The 18,990-nt window shown below is 64.2% G+C and carries 14 protein-coding genes and 1 tRNA gene; 5 read left to right on the forward strand and 10 right to left on the reverse strand.

The genetic code is table 11. The features are described 5' to 3' along the window. Positions 1–93: 93 nt before the first annotated feature. The 4 genes from RM190_RS14335 to metH form a co-directional block, all read right to left on the reverse strand. Positions 94–1,173 carry an ABC transporter substrate-binding protein gene (locus RM190_RS14335; protein ID WP_311760134.1) on the reverse strand — a complete coding sequence of 360 codons (1,080 nt, stop codon included), beginning with the start codon at positions 1,171–1,173 and terminating at the stop codon, positions 94–96. Between the two features lie 36 nt (positions 1,174–1,209). Further along, on the reverse strand, positions 1,210–2,313 hold the full coding sequence (locus RM190_RS14340) for an ABC transporter ATP-binding protein (RefSeq protein WP_311760135.1): 1,104 nt from the start codon (positions 2,311–2,313) through the stop codon (positions 1,210–1,212). A 453-nt stretch (positions 2,314–2,766) separates the two neighbouring features. Further along, a tRNA-Leu gene (locus RM190_RS14345) sits at positions 2,767–2,853 on the reverse strand. A 76-nt stretch (positions 2,854–2,929) separates the two neighbouring features. Then, positions 2,930–6,682: a methionine synthase gene (metH, locus tag RM190_RS14350; protein WP_311760136.1), complete on the reverse strand. Its 3,753-nt coding sequence runs from the start codon at positions 6,680–6,682 to the stop codon at positions 2,930–2,932. 135 nt (positions 6,683–6,817) lie between these two features. On the opposite strand from metH, the gene lipB reads away from it, so the two are divergent. From lipB to RM190_RS14370, 4 genes are all read left to right on the forward strand, one after another. Continuing rightward, positions 6,818–7,483: a lipoyl(octanoyl) transferase LipB gene (lipB, locus tag RM190_RS14355; protein ID WP_311760137.1), complete on the forward strand. Its 666-nt coding sequence runs from the start codon at positions 6,818–6,820 to the stop codon at positions 7,481–7,483. Between the two features lie 154 nt (positions 7,484–7,637). Further along, the gene (locus RM190_RS14360; RefSeq protein WP_311760138.1) at positions 7,638–8,111 is read left to right on the forward strand and encodes a c-type cytochrome; all 474 of its coding nucleotides are present in this window, start codon (positions 7,638–7,640) and stop codon (positions 8,109–8,111) included. A gap of 173 nt (positions 8,112–8,284) precedes the next feature. Then, positions 8,285–9,961, forward strand: a complete 1,677-nt coding sequence (locus RM190_RS14365; protein WP_311760139.1) for a cytochrome c oxidase subunit I — start codon at positions 8,285–8,287, stop codon at positions 9,959–9,961. Between the two features lie 10 nt (positions 9,962–9,971). Next, the gene (locus RM190_RS14370) at positions 9,972–10,469 is read left to right on the forward strand and encodes a DUF2244 domain-containing protein (RefSeq protein ID WP_311760140.1); all 498 of its coding nucleotides are present in this window, start codon (positions 9,972–9,974) and stop codon (positions 10,467–10,469) included. Between the two features lie 52 nt (positions 10,470–10,521). Here RM190_RS14370 and RM190_RS14375 read toward each other — a convergent pair whose 3' ends face one another. Both RM190_RS14375 and RM190_RS14380 read right to left on the reverse strand, forming a co-directional pair. After that, positions 10,522–13,011: a GcvT family protein gene (locus RM190_RS14375; RefSeq protein WP_311760141.1), complete on the reverse strand. Its 2,490-nt coding sequence runs from the start codon at positions 13,009–13,011 to the stop codon at positions 10,522–10,524. A 153-nt stretch (positions 13,012–13,164) separates the two neighbouring features. After that, positions 13,165–14,151 (reverse strand): 2-hydroxyacid dehydrogenase, encoded by a 987-nt coding sequence (locus RM190_RS14380; protein ID WP_311760171.1) that lies wholly within the window; start codon positions 14,149–14,151, stop codon positions 13,165–13,167. A 174-nt stretch (positions 14,152–14,325) separates the two neighbouring features. Between RM190_RS14380 and RM190_RS14385 the strand changes: the two genes are divergently transcribed. Beyond that, a complete protein-coding gene (locus tag RM190_RS14385) occupies positions 14,326–14,880 on the forward strand; it encodes an SH3 domain-containing protein (RefSeq protein WP_390908445.1) in 555 nt (184 codons plus the stop codon). A gap of 59 nt (positions 14,881–14,939) precedes the next feature. On the opposite strand, the gene RM190_RS14390 is transcribed toward RM190_RS14385, so the two are convergent. From RM190_RS14390 to dut, 4 genes are read right to left on the reverse strand one after another with little or no spacing between them, the layout of a single operon-like run. After that, on the reverse strand, positions 14,940–15,374 hold the full coding sequence (locus RM190_RS14390; protein WP_311760143.1) for a hypothetical protein: 435 nt from the start codon (positions 15,372–15,374) through the stop codon (positions 14,940–14,942). Between the two features lie 19 nt (positions 15,375–15,393). Further along, on the reverse strand, positions 15,394–17,430 hold the full coding sequence (locus RM190_RS14395; RefSeq protein WP_311760144.1) for a M3 family metallopeptidase: 2,037 nt from the start codon (positions 17,428–17,430) through the stop codon (positions 15,394–15,396). A gap of 31 nt (positions 17,431–17,461) precedes the next feature. Next, the gene (locus RM190_RS14400; RefSeq protein ID WP_311760145.1) at positions 17,462–18,505 is read right to left on the reverse strand and encodes a HesA/MoeB/ThiF family protein; all 1,044 of its coding nucleotides are present in this window, start codon (positions 18,503–18,505) and stop codon (positions 17,462–17,464) included. Positions 18,506–18,527: 22 nt separating this feature from the next. After that, positions 18,528–18,989, reverse strand: coding sequence for a dUTP diphosphatase (gene dut, locus RM190_RS14405; RefSeq protein WP_311760146.1), 462 nt, complete (start codon positions 18,987–18,989; stop codon positions 18,528–18,530). Position 18,990: the final 1 nt, after the last annotated feature.

The raw sequence follows: 18,990 nt of genomic DNA on the forward strand, positions 1-18,990 counted from the left end.
CCTGTTTGGTGAATCCGGCTCTTTGGCCGTGATTTCTTGGCACCTCCCGGTGCAGGCAGATGCCGCGGCGGACGAGCCGCCGCGGCCAGAAACTCAGTTCGCGAGCCAGCTGTTGAAGCGCTCGTTCAGTTCGGCGTCATGATCGACCCAGAAATCCAGGTTCGAGGCCAGCGCCTGCTTCATGTTCTCGGCGAAGGTCGGAAGGTTCGGCCCCATCGGGACATCGCTGCCTTCGATATTGCCGACCAGCGCGGCGGCCGACTTGCGCGGCGGACCATAGCTGATGAACTCGGCTGCGCGGGCCTGCGGCTCGGGCGAGGTCGAGAAGGCGATGAATTCCTTGGCGGTTTCAAGATGCGGGGCACCCTTGGGCACAACCCAGCCTTCCATCTCATAGATCTGGCCATCCCAGACGATCTTGAACGGCTTGCCTTCGGCCTGGGCGGCACTGAAGATCCGGCCGTTGAAGGCGAAAGCCATGCTGACCTCGCCATCGGCCAGAAGCTGCGGCGGCTGTGCGCCGGCTTCCCACCAGATCACGTCCTTCTTGATCGTGTCGAGCTTCTTGAAGGCGCGGTCCACACCCTCGGGCGTGCCCAGCGTTTCATAGACCTTGTCGGGCGCGACGCCGTCGGCCATCAGGGCAAATTCCAGATTGAACTTGGCGCCCTTGCGCATGGTGCGCTTGCCGGGGAACTTCGCCGTGTCGAAGAAATCGGCCGGGCCGCTGGGCTTGGCATCGGCGAACTTGCTGTCGTCATAGGCCAGGATCATCGAATAGACATCGGTGCCGACGAAGCAGTCGGTCACAGCGCCGTCGATGAAATCATCCGTTGCGGCGGTTCCATCGGCAGCGGGCACAAGGATCGAGGCATCGATCTCTTCCAGCAGCCCCTCGTCGCACAGGCGCACCGCGTCCGCGTATTCGACCGAGGCGACGTCGGTGGTGACGTTTCCTGCCTCGACCTGCGCCTTCAGCGGCGTGGCCGGGTTGTCGGCATCCGCGATCGAGACCTTGATGCCGGTCTTTTCCTCGAAGGGCTTGGCATAGGCCTGGACGTGGCTGTTGCCATAGGCGCCGCCCCAGCTGAGCAGGTTCACCTGTTTGTCCTGCGCCTGCGCGCTGGCGGCGATTGCCACCAGGGCCGAGGTCAGGATCAGCGTTCGTTTCATGGTAACTCCCTCATGTTGGATTCTTGTCCTTGCAACTCACACCGGGTCCAGCGCGCGCGCATCCTCGGGATGCCAGCCGATACGGATCGTTTCACCCGGCGTCAGCTTCACCTGCCCCAGCGTGTTGCGGTATTTCATCACGAAATCATCCTGTCCGGCGACCTTCAGCCGCGCCCGCAGGATGTCGCCCATGTAGACGACATCGCGCACCTGAGCCTCCAGCGTGTGCGCCCCCGCGGGCATCAGATCCGGTTTGAACTCGACCCGCTCGGGCCGGATCGAGACGGTGGTGTTCTGCCCGGTCTCGCGGATATTGACCGCCGTCGCGTCGATCAGATCGCCGTTGCCCAGCCGCACCAGCGCCTTGTCGCCATGCAACTGTTCGATGGTGCCGCGTATCGCGTTGTTTTCGCCGATAAAGCCGGCGACGAAGCTGTTCTCGGGCTGTTCGTAAAGCACCGGTGGCGGGGCAAGCTGCTGGATGCGCCCATCGTTGAAGACGGCGATGCGGTCGGACATCGTCAGCGCCTCGCCTTGGTCATGGGTCACATAGACGACGGTGATGCCCAGACGGTCGTGCAGGGCCTTGATCTCGAACTGCATGTGCTCGCGCAGCTGCTTGTCCAGCGCGCCCAGCGGTTCATCCATCAGCACCAGTTCGGGGTCGAAGACCAGGGCGCGCGCCAATGCGATCCGCTGCTGCTGGCCGCCGGAAAGCTGGGCCGGACGCCGATTCACGAATTTCGCCATCTGCACCATGTCGAGCGCCCGGGTCACACGGCTGGTGCGCTCGGCCGCGCTCATCCCCCGCACCTCCAGCGGAAAGGACAGGTTTTCGCCCACGGTCATGTGCGGGAACAGCGCATAGCTTTGGAAAACCATGCCGATCCCCCGTTTGTGGGGCGGCACGTCGTTGATATTGCGCCCGTTCAGGCGGATTTCGCCATGGGTCGCGGTCTCGAACCCGGCCAGCATCATCAGGCAGGTGGTCTTGCCCGAACCTGACGGGCCCAGCATCGTCAGGAATTCCCCCTTGCCGATGTTCAGGTTCAGGTCCTTCACGACCAGGGTCTGACCGTCGTAGCTTTTCTGCACGTGGTCAAAGACGACGAACGCGTCGTTTGCGGCTGAGACTGCCAATGCGGGACTCCCTGTTTCTGTCGTTCTTGTTTCCGCATATTGAGCCTAAGCGCCGCCCCCATGCCATTGCAACTGGCATATGTGGCTCGCGTCGGGCTGGGAGAGCATATCGCAAAACCTGGTAGCAGACCGGCTTTTCAGCGCCCGTTCAGGCGGCTTGCGGCAGGAAGTCCGGGTAAACCACGCGCATTCTTCAGGGATTCATCGTATTGGGCGCGCCGACGGCGACAAGGCAGGCTGCCCAAGATGCAGGCACCGTGTCCGCACGCATCAAGGCCAGACCCATCGCGACCCAGGACATGGCGCAATCATGCAGGAAGACTGTCGTAAAGCCGCGATGCCGCGGGCGCCGAGCGGGAAAAATCGACCGCAGGTTCAAGCCATGGAACGGATGTCAGGGCCCAAAAACAACGAAGCGCCGGCAGAGCCGACGCTTTTCGCCATTAGGCTAGTTGGTGCGGTCGAGAAGACTCGAACTTCCACTCCGGTTAAGGAACAGCGACCTCAACGCTGCGCGTCTACCAATTCCGCCACGACCGCATCCTCGTAGCAAGCGCCTATTAGACGGTTGCGCGGCGGATGAAAAGGGCCTTTTTCACCCGTCGCGCAGTTCTTTTCACTCGGCCGCGACAGCCGCCTGGGGAAGGTAATTCAGGATCGGGGCAAGCCAGCGTTCAGCCTCGGTCACGGTCATTCCCTTGCGCGCGGCATAATCGAGAACCTGATCGTGCTCGACCTTGGCGACGCCGAAATAATAGGCGTCGGGGTGGCCGATATACAGGCCCGAGACCGAGGCTCCCGGCCACATTGCCATCGATTCGGTCAGTTCGACCCCGGTCGCCGCCGTCGCGTCCAGCAGGCGGAACAGCGTCGTCTTTTCGGTATGGTCGGGCTGGGCCGGATAGCCGGGCGCGGGGCGGATGCCGGGATAGGGTTCGCCGATCAACTCCTCGGGCGAGAAGCTTTCCGTCGAATAGCCCCAATACTGCTTGCGCACGCGTTCATGCATCATCTCGGCCAGCGCCTCGGCAAAGCGGTCGGCCAGCGCCTGCACCAGAATCGCCGAGAAGTCGTCATGCGCAGCCTTGAAACGGTCGGCGATCACCTGCTCCTCGCCCCCCGCCGTCACGACGAAGCCGCCGACATAGTCGCGCGCGCCCACCGGGGCGACGAAATCGGACATCGCGACATTCGGGCGACCGTCGCGCTTGGTGACCTGCTGGCGCAGGGTGTGCAGCGTCGCCAGTTCATGTTCGCGATCTTCGCCCGTGAACAGGCGGATATCGTCGCCGACCTGGTTCGCGGGCCAGAAGCCGATGACGGCGCGCGGCTTGAACCACGCCTCATCGATGATGCGCTTCAGCATCTCTTGCGCATCCGCGAAAAGCTGGCGGGCGACCTGGCCCTGCTTTTCGTCGTCGAGAATGCGCGGATAGACTCCCTTCAGCTCCCATGTCTGGAAGAAAGGGGTCCAGTCGATATAGCGCGCAATCTCGGCCAGGTCGAAATCGTCGATCACCCTGGCGCCAAGAAACTCGGGCGATTTGGCCTCGAACCCGGTCCAGTCGATCTTGACGGCATTGTCGCGGGCCGAGGCCAGCGGCAGGCGCTTCTTCTCGGCCTCGGCACGGGCGTGCTTGTTCGCCACGTCGATATATTCGGCGCGCACATTCTCGACATAGGCCGATTTCTGGCCCGACAGCAGGTTGCCCACCACGCCCACGGCGCGGCTGGCATCGGTCACATAGACGGTCTGCCCCTTGGCATACCGGGGGTTGATCTTGACCGCAGTATGGACGCGGCTGGTCGTCGCCCCGCCGATCAGCAGCGGAATGTCGAAACCCTCGCGCTCCATCTCACTGGCGACATGCACCATCTCGTCCAGCGAGGGCGTGATCAGGCCCGAAAGCCCGATGATGTCGACCTTCTCGGCCTTGGCGACCTCAAGGATCTTGGTCGCCGGGACCATGACGCCAAGGTCGATGATTTCATAGTTGTTGCAAGCCAGGACGACGCCGACGATGTTCTTGCCGATGTCATGGACGTCGCCCTTGACCGTCGCCATCAGCACCTTGCCCGCGCTCGAGGACGCGCCGCTGCCGGCCTTTTCCTCTTCCATATAGGGCAGCAGATGCGCCACGGCCTGTTTCATCACGCGGGCGGATTTCACCACCTGCGGCAGGAACATCTTGCCCGCGCCAAACAGGTCGCCGACGACATTCATGCCATCCATCAGCGGGCCTTCGATGACATGCAGCGGACGTTCGGCGGCAAGGCGCGCCTCTTCGGTGTCCTCGTCGATATATTCGGTGATGCCGTTGACCAGCGCATGCTCCAGACGCTTGTTCACCGGCCAGGTCCGCCAGGTCAGATCCTTTTCGCGGGCCTTTGCGCCGCCCTCGCCACGGAAGCGCTCGGCGATCTCCAGCATGTTCTCGGTCGCGGTGCCGCCCTTGGCGGGCTTGCGGTTCAGGACCACATCCTCGCAGGCTTCGCGCAGATCCGCGTCGATCTGGTCATAGACGGCCAATTGGCCCGCATTGACGATGCCCATGTCCATGCCCGCCTGAATGGCGTGATACAGGAACACGGCATGCATCGCCTCGCGCACGGGTTCGTTGCCGCGGAAGCTGAAGGACAGGTTCGAGACCCCGCCCGAGATATGAACATGCGGAAGCGATTGCGTGATCCGCCGCGTCGCGCCGATGAAATCCATGCCATAGTTGTCATGCTCTTCGATGCCGGTGGCCACGGCGAAGATGTTCGGGTCGAAGATGATGTCCTCGGGCGGGAAGCCCACGGTGTTGACCAGCAGATCATAGGCGCGGGCGCAGATTTCGACCTTGCGGTTCTCGGTATCCGCCTGCCCCGTCTCGTCAAACGCCATGACCACGACCGCCGCGCCATAACGTCGGCACAGCGTGGCGTGATGCAGGAACTGCTCCTCGCCCTCTTTCAGGCTGATCGAGTTCACGACCGGCTTGCCCTGGACGCATTTCAGCCCGGCCTCGATCACCTCCCATTTCGAGCTGTCGATCATCACCGGGACGCGGGCGATATCAGGCTCGGCCGCGATCAGGTTCAGATAGTCGATCATCACCTGCTTCGAATCGATCAGGCCCTCGTCCATGTTCACGTCGATGATCTGGGCGCCGTTCTCGACCTGGTCGCGGGCCACGTCCAGCGCCGGCGCATAGTCGCCGTTGGTGATCAGCTTGCGGAAACGGGCCGAGCCGGTGACGTTCGTGCGCTCGCCCACGTTGACGAAGGGGATGTCGTCGGTCTTGACGAAAGGCTCCAGCCCCGACAGGCGCAGGCGCGGCTCGATCTCGGGCAGGACGCGCGGCGGGATGTCGGCGACGGCACGGGCGATGGCCGCGATATGTTCCGGGGTCGAGCCGCAGCAGCCGCCGACGATGTTGACCAGCCCCTCGCGCGCAAATTCGGCGACCTGACGGGCCATGTCATCGGGCGTTTCGTCGTACTGGCCCATCTCATTCGGAAGTCCGGCATTGGGATAGGCGCAGATCAGCGTATCGGCCACGCCCGACAGCTCGGCCAGGTGCGGGCGCATGGCTTCGGCGCCAAGGGCGCAGTTCAGCCCGATGGTCAGGGGGGCGGCATGGCGCAGCGAATACCAGAAGGCGGTCGGGGTCTGGCCCGAAAGCGTCCGCCCCGACAGGTCGGTGATCGTGCCGGAAATCATCACGGGCAGGCGCAGGCCCTTTTCCTCGAACACTTCCTCGGCCGCAAAGACCGCAGCCTTGGCGTTCAGCGTGTCGAAGATTGTCTCGATCAGGATCAGGTCCGCGCCGCCATCGATCAGTCCACGGATCTGATCGGCATAGGCGATGCGCAGGTCGTCGAAGGTGACGGCGCGATAACCCGGATTGTTCACATCCGGGCTGATCGAGGCGGTGCGGTTGGTGGGCCCAAGCGCCCCCGCGACCCAGCGCGGGCGGCCGTCCTCGGCCGTGGCGCGGTCCAGCGCCTTGCGCACCAGACGCGCGCCGTGGAAGTTCAGGTCATAGACCGCACCCTGCATCCCGTAATCGGCCTGCGCGATGGTGGTCGAGGAAAACGTGTTCGTCTCGACGATATCCGCGCCCGCCTTGGCATAGCGGTAATGGATCTCCTCGATCGCGTCGGGCTGGGTCAGGATCAGAAGGTCGTTGTTGCCCTTTTGCGGATGCTCGCCCAATGCCGGCGGGTGACAGCCGCAAGCGCAGGCCCCGCCATGGCCCAGAAAATCGCCCTCGCCAAATCCCAGTTGCTGGATCTGGGTCCCCATCGCCCCGTCAAGGACCAGGATGCGGTCGCGGGCGGCGGCGCGCAGGGCTTCGAAAACGGGCGATTGGGGCAGGGTCATGGCGGATTCCGGGCGTTGTGAGGCCGTCTGTATAGACGCAACAGGTGATTTAGTGAAATTCATCATCCGCACAATGATCATGCGCGAAATTCATCATCCGCCCGCCCACTTGCAGCGCGGCGGGAATCCCGCCAAATGACGGGCATGACCGAATGGATCACCGCCCCCGGACTTACCCCCTATCAGGATGCCGTCGCCTTCATGGAGGCGCGTGCCGCGCAGATCCATGCCGGCGAGGCCGACGAGCTGATCTGGCTGGTCGAGCATCCGCCACTTTACACGGCCGGCACCAGCGCCAAGTCGCAAGACCTGCTGGACGCGCGCTTTCCGGTTTTCGACGCCGGGCGCGGCGGGCAATATACCTATCACGGGCCCGGGCAGCGCGTGATCTATGTGATGCTGGACCTGAACCGGCGCGGCCGCGACATCCGCAACTTTGTCGCCGCGTTGGAGGGCTGGGTCATCGACGCGCTGGCGGAATTCAATCTGCGCGGCGAAATCCGGGACGGACGCGTCGGCGTCTGGATCGCCCGCCCCGACAAGACCCCGCTGCCCGACGGCTCGATGCGCGAGGACAAGATCGCCGCGATCGGGGTCAAGCTGCGCAAATGGGTCAGCTTCCATGGCATCTCGATCAATGTCGAACCCGATCTTGGCCATTACGCCGGCATCGTGCCCTGCGGCATTTCCGGCCACGGCGTGACCAGTCTTGTCGATCTGGGTCACCCGGTCGGGCTGGAGGATCTGGACGTTGCGCTGAAGCGCACTTTCGAAGGGCGATTCCCCGCGATATCCGGCTGATCTTCGCGCGATTTTCGCCGCCAGGCATATTCATCCTTGCGCAATGTGCGACCTTTTGCCCGTATCCAGTGGTTGCGGCCCCATGTTAGCCATGTGGGTCAGGGAGGGGAGAGGTCCCATCCGTCTCTGGAAAACGACCTATGAGGAAATGCCCATGAAGATCGCCATTCACGCCACGATCGCGGCCATGCTGCTTGCCATGCCTGCCGTGGCCCAGGACGCCGCCAATGGCGAAAAGGAATTCAAGAAGTGCAAGGCCTGCCACATGATCCAGTCCCCCGACGGGACGGATGTGGTCAAGGGTGGCAAGACCGGCCCCAACCTCTATGGCGTCGTCGGGCGCAAGGCGGGAACGCTGGAAGGCTTCAAGTATTCCGACGCGCTGGTGAAGCTGGGTGAAGCCGGCGAGGTCTGGACGACCGAGGATCTTGCCTCTTACGTCACCGATCCGAACAAGTATGTCGAGGAAAAGGTCGGCGACAAATCGTTGAAGACCAAGATGACGTTCAAGCTGGCCAAGAACCAGGCTGACGTGATTGCATTCCTTGCGCAGCACTCGCCCGAAGCGGGCGGCACCGCCACCACGGATGCGGCGGCCGCCCCGGCGGCGGCGCCCGCCGCGAACTGATCCTGCGACCTGTCGCTGCGGTGCAACAGCACCATCACAAGCGACGCCCCGCTAGCTCGCGGCGGCCCGTATCCGGTGCCGCCGCGATTGCCGGTCGCAAGATTGTGTTCTAGAACTTGAGCCGATTCCGTCGGCCCGAACGGCCGGCCCCGCGCATGTTTAGGGAGTTCAGCATGGCAGACGCAGCCGTTCACGGCCACGGAGACCATCATGACACCCGCGGTTTCTTCACCCGCTGGTTCATGTCAACAAACCACAAGGATATTGGTATCCTGTACCTGTTCACGGCTGGCGTTGTCGGCCTGATCTCGGTTGCGTTCACCGTCTATATGCGGATGGAGCTGCAGCATCCGGGTGTGCAGTACATGTGCCTTGAAGGGGCGCGGTTCATCTCGGATGCCTCGGCGGAATGTACGCCGAACGGCCATCTGTGGAACGTGCTGATCACCTATCACGGCGTCCTGATGATGTTCTTCGTGGTGATTCCGGCGCTGTTCGGCGGCTTCGGCAACTATTTCATGCCGCTGCATCTCGGTGCGCCGGACATGGCCTTCCCGCGCCTGAACAACCTCAGCTACTGGATGTATGTCTGTGGCGTCTGCCTGGGCATCGCCTCGATTCTTGCCCCCGGCGGCAGCGACCAGCCCGGCTCGGGCGTGGGTTGGGTGCTTTACCCGCCGCTTTCGACCAGCGAAGCCGGCTATTCGATGGACCTGGCGATCTTTGCCGTCCACGTCTCGGGCGCATCGTCGATCCTTGGCGCGATCAACATCATCACCACCTTCCTGAACATGCGCGCCCCCGGCATGACGCTGTTCAAGGTGCCGCTGTTCGCCTGGTCGGTCTTCATCACAGCCTGGCTGATCCTGCTGTCCCTGCCGGTTCTGGCGGGCGCGATCACCATGCTGCTGATGGACCGCAACTTCGGCACGCATTTCTTTGACCCGGCCGGCGGCGGCGACCCGGTGCTGTACCAGCACATCCTGTGGTTCTTCGGCCACCCCGAGGTTTACATCATCATTCTGCCGGGCTTCGGCATCATCAGCCACGTCATCTCGACCTTCGCGAAGAAGCCGATCTTCGGCTACCTGCCGATGGTGCTGGCGATGGCCGCGATCGGCATCCTGGGCTTCGTCGTCTGGGCGCACCACATGTACACGGCGGGCCTGTCGCTGACCCAGCAGAGCTATTTCATGCTGGCCACCATGACCATCGCCGTGCCCACGGGCATCAAGGTGTTCTCGTGGATCGCGACGATGTGGGGCGGCTCGATCGAGTTCAAGACGCCGATGCTTTGGGCCTTCGGCTTCCTGTTCCTGTTCACCGTCGGCGGCGTGACCGGCGTCGTGCTGAGCCAGGCGCCGCTGGACCGCGTCTATCACGACACCTATTACGTCGTGGCGCATTTCCACTATGTGATGTCGCTGGGTGCGGTCTATGCGATCTTCGCGGGCGTCTATTTCTGGATCGGCAAGATGTCGGGCCGGCAATATCCGGAATGGGCGGGCAAAGTTCACTTCTTTGCCATGTTCATCGGCTCGAACATGATCTTCTTCCCGCAGCACTTCCTGGGCCGTCAGGGCATGCCGCGCCGCTATATCGATTACCCGGTCGAGTTCGCCTATTGGAACAACATCTCGTCGATTGGCGCCTATATCTCGTTCGCTTCGTTCCTGTTCTTCATCGGGATCGTCTTCTACACGCTCTTCGCGGGCAAGAAGGTCGGTGTTCCGAACTACTGGAACGAGCACGCGGATACGCTGGAATGGACCCTGCCCTCGCCGCCGCCCGAACACACGTTCGAGACGCTGCCCAAGCGCGAGGACTGGGATCGCAGCCACGCGCATTGATCCTCAGGCCATGCCTTATGACTGGAAAGATACGGCCCCGGAGCAATCCGGGGCCGTTTCATATCGGCTCGAGGTCTGGCCACATCACTCGCTGCCCCGCCGGGGGTTCGTCTGGGTCATCGCCCTGACGGCGGCGGGGTTGGCGCTGCCGATGCTGTCGGTGATCGGCTCGGCCGTGTTGTGGGGCCTTCTGCCCTTTGCGCTGATCGCGATCTGGGGGCTGTGGCACGCGATCGAGCGCAGCTATCACACCGGCCCCCGGCTTGAAGTGCTGGAGCTGACGCGCAGCACGCTTGTCCTGACCCGCTCGGATCACGGCAAGCCGGATCGGGTCTGGCGGACCAATCCCTATTGGGTGCGTGCGGCGCTGCGCCAGGGTGGCCCGGTCGAGGATTACCTGGTCCTGACCGATGGCAAGCGCGAGATTGAACTGGGCGCCTACCTTTCCCCCGAGGAGCGGCGCGACCTGCACCTCGATCTGGATGCGCGGCTTGCGGCCCTGAGATAAAAAATGGGCCCGGCATGAACCGGGCCCAGTCGCGTCTCGGCAGGGGAGGGAATCAGCCGTCGACGCGGATTCTGGCGTTCTGGGGATCATAGGGACTGTCTTCAGTCACGACGGCATCCCATAGCTCGCGTTGCATGCGGACCTTGAGCCGTGTGCCCGGCTCGGCCAGGTCAGGGCGGACATAACCCATCCCAACGGACTTGCCGAAGGCCGCAGACCACCCGCCCGAGGTCAGGCGCCCGACCCGCGCACCGTCCAGGAACAGCCCTTCGCGGCCCCAGGGATCGGCATCGTCCGGCCCGTCGATCAGCAGTGTGACGCATTTCGAACGGATCCCCTTGTCAAGCATCGCCTGCTTGCCGCGGAAGTCCTTTTCAAGGTCGACGAAACGATCAAGCCCCGCTTCCAGCGGTGTCGCGTCGCGGCCCAACTCGGTCCCGAAGGCACGATAGGATTTCTCCTGCCGCAACCAGTTCTGGGCGCGTGCACCAACCAGCTTCAGCCCATGCTTCTCGCCGGCCCGGACCAGCTGGTCCCAAAGATAGCGGCCGAATTCGACCGGGTGATGCAACTCCCAGCCCAGCTCGCCCGTATAGGCGACCCGAATCGCGCGGACGGGACACATGCCAAGCTCGATATTGCGCATCGACAGCCAGGGAAAACGCTTGTTGCCCAGGACGGTCGCGGGATCAGCGTCCCGGACGATCTCGGCCAGGATGTCACGGGATTTCGGCCCCGCGATCGCAAAGACACCCCATTGCGTGGTGATGTCCTGCACAAGGATCTGGCCAAGCTCGGCGGTCTTGTCCTCGGCCAACTTTCGCAGATTGTCGCCGTCGTAATCCGCCCAAGCGCCGGCCGAAATCAGGTAATAGTCGTCCTCGGCCAGCCGGACGATGGTGTATTCCGTCCGGGTGGTGCCGGTCTCGGTCAGTGCATAGGTCAGGTTGATGCGCCCGACCTTCGGCAGCTTGTTGGTTGTCAGCCAGTCAAGGAAGGCCGTCGCACCCGCACCGCTGACGCGATGCTTGGCAAAGGCCGAGGCGTCGATCAGACCCGCGCTGTCACGGATCGCGCGCGCCTCGTCCGCGGCATATTGCCACCAGCCCCCACGGCGGAAACTGCGGCTGGCATGGTCGTCGAAACCGGCGGGAGCGTAATAGTTCGGGCGCTCCCAGCCGTTCACCTGCCCCATCTGGGCGCCAGCCGCGATCTGGCGGTCATAGGCAGGGGCGGTGCGCAGCGGACGCGCGGCTTCGCGCTCTTCATCGGGGTGGTGCAGGACGAAGACATGCTCATAGCTTTCCTCGTTCTTCTTTGCGGCATATTCGGTGGTCATCCAGCCCCCGAAGCGCCGAGGATCAAGGCTTGCCATGTCGATCTCGGCCTCACCCTCGATCATCATCTGGGCGAGGTAATGGCCGGTGCCGCCTGCGGCAGTGATCCCGAAGCTGAAGCCCTCGGCCAGCCACATGTTGCGCAGACCCGGCGCCGGACCGACCAGCGGGTTGCCGTCGGGCGTATAGCAGATCGGGCCGTTGAAATCGTCCTTGAGCCCCACCGTCTCGGAGGTCGGGATCCGGTAGATCATCGACATGTATTCTTCCTCGATCCGCTCCAGATCCAGCGGGAACAGATCGGCCCGGAAGCTGTCGGGAACGTCATACAGGAAGCGCGCGGGGGCATTGCGTTCATAGGGGCCAAGAATCCAGCCGCCGCGCTCCTCGCGCACATACCATTTCGCATCGGCATCGCGCAGGACCGGATGTTCGGGATTGCCTTCGGCCCGCCATTTGACCAACGCGGGATCCGGCTCGGTCACGATATACTGGTGCTCGACCGGAATGGCGGGGATCTTGATCCCCAGCAGCCGCGCCGTGCGCTGCGCGTGGTTTCCGGTAGCGGTCACGACATGTTCGGCATGGATCTGGAAGACCTCGCCCGAGGGCACCAGGTTGCCGCCCTTCTCGACCATGCGCTCGCAGGTGACGACCCATTCGTCGCCAGTCCAGAAATAGCCGTTCACCTGAATGCGACGCTCGATGTCGCAGCCGGCCATGCGCGCGCCCTTGGCCATCGCCTGGGTGACATCAGCCGGGTTGATATAGCCGTCGGTCGGATGGAACAGCGCGCCCTTGAGATCTTCGGTGCGGACCAGTGGCCAGCGTTCCTTAATCTGCGCGGGCGTCAGGAATTCATGCTCGACCCCCACGGTTTCGGCGGTCGCGGAATACAGCATGTATTCGTCCATCCGAGCGTCGGTTTGCGCCATGCGCAGGTTTCCGCAGCGGGTAAAGCCCGCGTTCAAACCCGTCTCGGCCTCCAGTCCGGCGTAAAGCCTGACCGAATAGTCATGGATGTGGCTGGTCGCGTAACCCATGTTGAACAACGGCAAAAGACCGGCGGCATGCCATGTGGACCCGGCCGTCAGCTCGTCGCGCTCGACCAGCAGGGTGTCCCAGCCGGCACGCGCCAGATGCAGCGCGATGCCGCAACCGACGGCCCCGCCTCCGACCACAAGGGCCTTCACATGGGTTTTCATGGCAAGCGACTCCTATATGCGCGAGCTGTCTCAGGGCGAGTTGTGGCAGAGCGTCAGTCGGCAAGCAGGTCGCCCGCGACATTTTCATGTCGAAAAACGACATGACGCATTTAGCCGATGAAAGCGACGCATCGGGTGCGGCGCCGCAAAGGGTCACAGCATCGAGGGGACGACCAGATCCGGCGGCCGATGGCCGTCCGCATAGGTCTTGATGTTGATGAGAACCTTTTCCCCCATCTCGATCCTGCCCTCGATCGTTGCCGAGCCCATATGCGGCAGCAGGACCACGTTGGGCAGCTCGCGCAGGCGGGGATTGATCTCGTGCCCGTGTTCAAAGACATCAAGGCCCGCGCCCGCGATCTCGCCTGCGCGCAGCATCCGGGTCAGGGCATTCTCGTCGATCACCTCGCCGCGCGAGGTGTTCACCACCACCGCAGTCGGCTTCATCAGCTTCAGGCGGCGCGCGTTCAGCAGGTGAAAGGTCGAGGGCGTATGCGGTGCGTTCACGCTGACGATGTCCATCCGCGCCAGCATCTGGTCCAGGCTTTCCCACCAGGTCGCCTCCAGCCCGGCCTCGACGTCGGGGCGCAAGCGGCGGCGGTTGTGATAGTGGATCTGCATCCCAAAAGCCCGGGCGCGGCGCGCGACCGCCTGCCCGATCCGGCCCATGCCCAGTATGCCAAGGCGCCGTCCCCCCAGACGGCCCCCAAGGTGCGAGGTCGGCGACCACCCCTGCCAGCGCCCGGCCTGCATCTCGGCCATGCCCTCTGGCAGGCGGCGCGTCACCGCAAGCATCAAGGCCAACGTCATGTCGGCCGTGTCCTCGGTCACGACGCCCGGCGTGTTCGAGACCAGGATGCCGCGCTGACGGGCCGACTGCACGTCAATGTGATCAAAGCCCGCGCCATAGTTCGCGATCAGCTTCAGCCGCTCACCAGCCTGGGCCAGCATGCTTGCATCGATCCTGTCGGTGACGGTCGGCACAAGCACGTCGCTGTCCTGCATGGCCGCAACCAGCGCTTCACGCGACATCCTCAGATCGTCGCTGCGCAGGACCACGTCGAACAGTTCCGACATCCGCGTCTCGACCGCCTCGGGCAGTCGCCGCGTTACCGTCACCCTCAGCCTGCCGCGTTGCATTTCCACTGCTGGCATGACGCTCCCTCCCCCCGTGTTGGCCGACCTCTCTTCCAAAAGTGGGCGGCCTTTGGCAAAGTGCCTGCGATGCGGGGCGGGCACAAGACCCCGGAAAAGCGGGACGGGCAGATGCGACTTGATGGGCTTAGGCTGTGTGCGGCGGCATTGGCCGCTGGAATGTTGATGGGCGGCGCAGCCTTGGCCCAATCCACCGATCCGGGCGAGAACCTGGATGCCAAGGAACTTCCCTCGGTCTCGGCGGATGCCGAGATCAGCCGGAACCCGGATGGAGAGACGGATCCCGGTCGCGGCCCCGTTACCAACCTGCCCCTGCCGCGCTATGTCAGCCTGAAGGGCAGCGAAGGTAATGCGCGGCGCGGACCCAGCCTGTCGCACCGGATCGATTGGGTCTTCCGCCATGCCGGGATGCCATTGCGCGTCGTCGCAGAATTCGGCCATTGGCGCCGGGTCGAGGATCAGGACGGCGCCGGGGGCTGGGTGCATTATTCGCTGCTGTCTGGCGTGCGCACCGCGATCGTGCGCAAGGACATGCTGGAGCTGCTCGCAAAGCCAGACGAACACAGCAATGTTGTCGCCCGCGCCGAGGCTGGCGCCATCGTCCGCCTGCATGAATGCAACATGGACTGGTGCCGCGTGTCAGGCGGAGGCGAAAAAGGCTGGGTGCCGAAATCCACGATCTGGGGCGTCGACCGCGACGAGATCAGGGAATAGCTGAAGGGTTTCGGGCCGCCCCGACGGGCGACCCGCTTCTGTGCGGGCCTGATCCAGCGTTACATGGCCTGTCCAACCAGCGAGCTGCTGCTGGCGGATGCCTTCATGCACTGGAAATAGGTCAGCGTGATCGAGTTCTCTTCGATCCTCAGCGTTCCATCCGGGCTCCGCTGCAGGTTGACGACCCGGTTCCCGGCGGCGGGCGAGCCTTCACAGGCCAGCGTCACGCGGGTTTGGTTGACCTGCTGCTCGGATGAGACAACCGTGCAGGTCGCGCTGGGGAAGATGAACTTGTTGCCGTCGATCACCAGGCTCTTGTCGCTGGTGGTGTCGCCGCAGTTCGAACGAAGCAGGTTGTAGGTGCCGTTCAGCGCGCTTGACTGCGCCATCGGGCCAGGGGTGTCCTGGGGCGTTACGGGGCCAGCCTGATCGCAGGCTGCGACCCCTGCCAGCACGACAACGGCGGCAAGGGCATAAAGTCTCTTCACAGTCATGTCCGGTTCTCCCGTTGAATCAGGAAGCAACGTCCAGAAGGTCGCGTCCTTTCAACAAAGCGTGAACCCCCGGTTTTCGTTCCCTGAATTTCAACCAAAGTTCGTCAGCGGGTGCAGAATCTCCCTTGGACAGGATCCACTGCTCCAGTTTCGCGGCGATTTCGGGGTCAAAGGCGTCGCCTTTTTCCATGAAAGCCTCGAACGCGTCGGCATCCATGACCTCGGACCACATATAGCTGTAATAGCCTGACGAGTATCCGTCGCCCGAGAAGACATGGGCGAAATGGGGCGTCGCGTGGCGCATCGGGATTGCAGACGGGGCCCCCAAACCGGCCAGGATCTCGGCCTGGCGCGCCATCGGATCTGTGGGTGGCTCGCCCCGGTGAAAGGCCAGGTCCACCAGCGCGCTTTCCAGGTATTCGACCGTGGCAAAGCCCTGATCGGCATTCCGCGCCGACAGGATGCGTTCGCGCAGCGCGGCGGGCATCGGCGCGCCGGTGATCGCGTGGCGGGCGTGGCGATCCAGCACCTCGGGCTGCTCCAGCCAATGTTCGAAAAGCTGGCTCGGCAGTTCCACGAAGTCGCGCGCCACCGACGTCCCCGAGATCGAGGGCCAGGACACGTCCGACAGGATATGGTGCAGCGCATGGCCGAATTCGTGGAACAGCGTATGCGCGTCATCCCAGCTGAGATAGGCGGGCGCACCCTTTTCCTCGGGCGGGGTGAAATTGCACACGTTGACAACGATGGGGCGTTCGCCCCCGCCGATCGCATGCTGCTGCTGCAGGGACGAACACCATGCCCCCGACCGCTTGCCGGGGCGCGCGAAGTAATCACCCAGGAAGACCGCCATGCGCTTGCCGTCGCGGGTGATTTCCCACGCCCGGGCATCCGGCGACCAAAGCGGGGCCTGAACCTCTCGCGCCTCCAACCGGAACAGGCGATGCGCGGTTTCAAAGACCGCGCCGATCATCGCATCCAGTGTCAGGTAAGGTTTGATCTCGGCCTCATCCAGGTCGTGTTCGGCCTTGCGGCGCCGTTCGGCGTAATAGCGCCAGTCCCAGGGTTCCAGTGCCCCATTGATGCCATCCTCGTTCAGCATCCGGCCCAGCTTGTCGGCATCGGCCTCGGCCCGAAGACGGGCAGCGGACCAGACTTGGGACAGCAGTGCCTCGACCGTTTCGGCGTTCCCGGCCATCTCGGGCTCCAGCTTGTAGCTGGCGAAATCCTGATAGCCGAGCAGGCGGGCGCGTTCATGGCGCAGTTTCAGGATTTCTGCGGCAATCGGGCGGTTGTCCGTGCTGGCCCCGCCTGCCCCGCTGCCATCGCCGCGCGCCGTCCAGGCCCGCCAGGCGGTTTCGCGCAGCGCGCGGTCCTGCGCATATTCCAGGAAGGGCACAATAAGCGACCGGCTGAGCGTGACGATCTGGCCCTCAAGCCCGCGTTCCCGCGCTGCCGCGCGCATCGACCTGACCAGCCAATCGGGCAGTCCCGCCAGCCCGGAATCGGGGATGGTCAGCGTGAAGTCGCGTTCATCGGTCAGCACGTTCTGCGCAAAATCGGTGGAAAGGACCGCCAGCCTTTCGCGGATCGCCGCCATGCGGGCGCGGGCATCCCCGGTCAGCCCTGCCCCGGCGCGACGCAGGCCGCGCAGGGTCAGTTCGGTCAGGCGCCGATCCTCGGGCGAAAGCTCGTCCCGGTCCTGCATGATCGCCTCGACCCGGTCGAACAGGCGCGGGTCCATGCTGACCTTGCTGCCATGCGCAGCCAGCCGGGGCGCGATCTGGCGCTGCAACTCTTCCCGAGCGGGATTTGAATCGACGCCCGCCAGGTTGAAGAAGATGGCACAAAGCCGGTTCAGCGGCTCTTCGGCCGTTTCAAGGGCCGCGACGGTGTTCTGGAAGCTGGGAGGGGCGGCATTGGCCGCGATCGATTCGACCGCCTCGCCAGCCAGCCGCAGGCAATCGTCGAAGGCCGGAGCAAAGTCCTCGTCCCGGATCAGGTCGAAACGCGGCAGGCCAAGCGGGCCGGTCCAGTGGGTCAGTTCGGGATTCATGCGCGCCTCCATTGCGGTCGGCGCGAGTCTTTCACCCTTGGGGGAAATGTCCAGAGCCGCAGACTGGGCAATCGGCGCGCCGCGCCAGCTTCACGACGCGGTTCTCGCCCCAAAGGCCATCGAAGATCATCATCCGCCCGCGCAGCGGCTGGCCGGCACCGGCTATGATCTTGATCGCCTCCAGCGCCATCATGCTGCCAATGACGCCCGGCAATGGACCGACGACGCCCGCCTCGGCGCAGGCGGGGGCAAGTCCGGGGGCAGGCGCCTGCGGAAAGATGCAGGCCATGCAGGGCGCGTCCCGCTTTGGATCCCAGACGGTGACCTGCCCCTCCCATTGCGCGATCGCGCCTGCGATCAGGGGCACGCCTGCCGCGACGCAGGCCCCGTTGATCGCCTGGCGCGCGGCAAAGCTGTCCGTGCCATCGATCACCAGGTCATGGTCCGAGATCAGCCCGGCATCGGCCTGGGAAATGCGGCGTTCCAGCGCGGTGACGGTGACATGCGGGTTCAGCGCCAGCATGGCGTCGTGCGCGGCCCCGGCCTTGGGCCGCCCGTCATCGCTGGCGCGAAAGATCACCTGGCGTTGCAGGTTCGAGATGCTGACCCGGTCGTCATCGGCGACCGTGATCCGCCCGACTCCGGCCGCGGCCAGATACAGGCAGACCGGGGCGCCAAGCCCGCCTGCGCCCACGATCAGGACGCGCGCGCGGCGAAGTGCCGCCTGCCCCGGACCACCTAGTTCCCGCAGCACGATATGGCGCGCATAGCGGTCAAGTTCGGCATCGGACAGCGGACCCGAGGGGCTGACGGAGGAAGGCTCGGAATTCGGCTCGGACACGCGATTCGCCTTTCTGTGCAGATGCCGCAGCACCGCACGATAGCCGACGACCAGCAGAACGACACCACCGCCCAGCAGCCAAAAGCGCGCGTCGCCTCCGGCCATGCGGGCAAAAGCCGAACCGGGTGCAAGCGCCAGGACCGCCACGACCGCCCCCCAAAGCAGCGCGACGACGACGCTGCTGCGTCCGCGCGGCCAGCCAAAAGCGGCCCCCGCGACAAGCACGGCAGCCATCAGCAACAGGATGAGCATGGAATCAGGCCCGGCCGGTCGAGCCGAAACCGCCCGCGCCGCGCGCGGTATCTTCCAGCACCTCGGCGGTCACATAACGTGCGCGCGTCACCGGGGCGACGACCGCCTGCGCGATCCGCTCTCCATGCTGGATCGCATAGGGCTGCTGGCCAAGATTGATCATGATGACACCCAGGGGACCGCGATAGTCGCTGTCGATGGTGCCGGGTGTGTTGGGCAGCGTGACCCCGTGCTTCAACGCAAGACTGGATCGCGGGCGCACCTGCATCTCATAGCCTTCGGGGATCTGGACGCGCAGGCCGGTCGGAACCAGCCGGATCTGGCCGGGCTGAAGCACAAGCTCTGCCCCGCCCAGATCGGCGCGCAGGTCAGCCCCTGCCGAACCAGAGGTCTGGTATTCGGGCAATGGCAGCGCCTGATCGGCGCCCGGTTCACGCAGAACCAGAATCGTCACATCCGCTGCCATC

The organism is Paracoccus broussonetiae (assembly GCF_031854425.1).
In the GTDB taxonomy this organism is placed as follows: domain Bacteria; phylum Pseudomonadota; class Alphaproteobacteria; order Rhodobacterales; family Rhodobacteraceae; genus Paracoccus; species Paracoccus broussonetiae.

Bases quoted from the DNA above. Each gene is read 5' to 3' on its own strand.
- RM190_RS14400 (WP_311760145.1), bottom strand. From the start codon at position 18,505: ATGGCTGCCGTGCTTGTCGCGGGGGCCGCTTTTGGCTGGCCGCGCGGA.
- lipB (WP_311760137.1), top strand. From the start codon at position 6,818: ATGACGGGCATGACCGAATGGATCACCGCCCCCGGACTTACCCCCTAT.
- RM190_RS14380 (WP_311760171.1), bottom strand. From the start codon at position 14,151: ATGCAACGCGGCAGGCTGAGGGTGACGGTAACGCGGCGACTGCCCGAG.
- RM190_RS14390 (WP_311760143.1), bottom strand. From the start codon at position 15,374: ATGACTGTGAAGAGACTTTATGCCCTTGCCGCCGTTGTCGTGCTGGCA.
- RM190_RS14375 (WP_311760141.1), bottom strand. From the start codon at position 13,011: ATGAAAACCCATGTGAAGGCCCTTGTGGTCGGAGGCGGGGCCGTCGGT.
- RM190_RS14335 (WP_311760134.1), bottom strand. From the start codon at position 1,173: ATGAAACGAACGCTGATCCTGACCTCGGCCCTGGTGGCAATCGCCGCC.
- RM190_RS14360 (WP_311760138.1), top strand. From the start codon at position 7,638: ATGAAGATCGCCATTCACGCCACGATCGCGGCCATGCTGCTTGCCATG.
- RM190_RS14370 (WP_311760140.1), top strand. From the start codon at position 9,972: ATGCCTTATGACTGGAAAGATACGGCCCCGGAGCAATCCGGGGCCGTT.
- metH (WP_311760136.1), bottom strand. From the start codon at position 6,682: ATGACCCTGCCCCAATCGCCCGTTTTCGAAGCCCTGCGCGCCGCCGCC.
- RM190_RS14365 (WP_311760139.1), top strand. From the start codon at position 8,285: ATGGCAGACGCAGCCGTTCACGGCCACGGAGACCATCATGACACCCGC.
- RM190_RS14395 (WP_311760144.1), bottom strand. From the start codon at position 17,430: ATGAATCCCGAACTGACCCACTGGACCGGCCCGCTTGGCCTGCCGCGT.
- RM190_RS14385 (WP_390908445.1), top strand. From the start codon at position 14,326: ATGTTGATGGGCGGCGCAGCCTTGGCCCAATCCACCGATCCGGGCGAG.
- dut (WP_311760146.1), bottom strand. From the start codon at position 18,989: ATGGCAGCGGATGTGACGATTCTGGTTCTGCGTGAACCGGGCGCCGAT.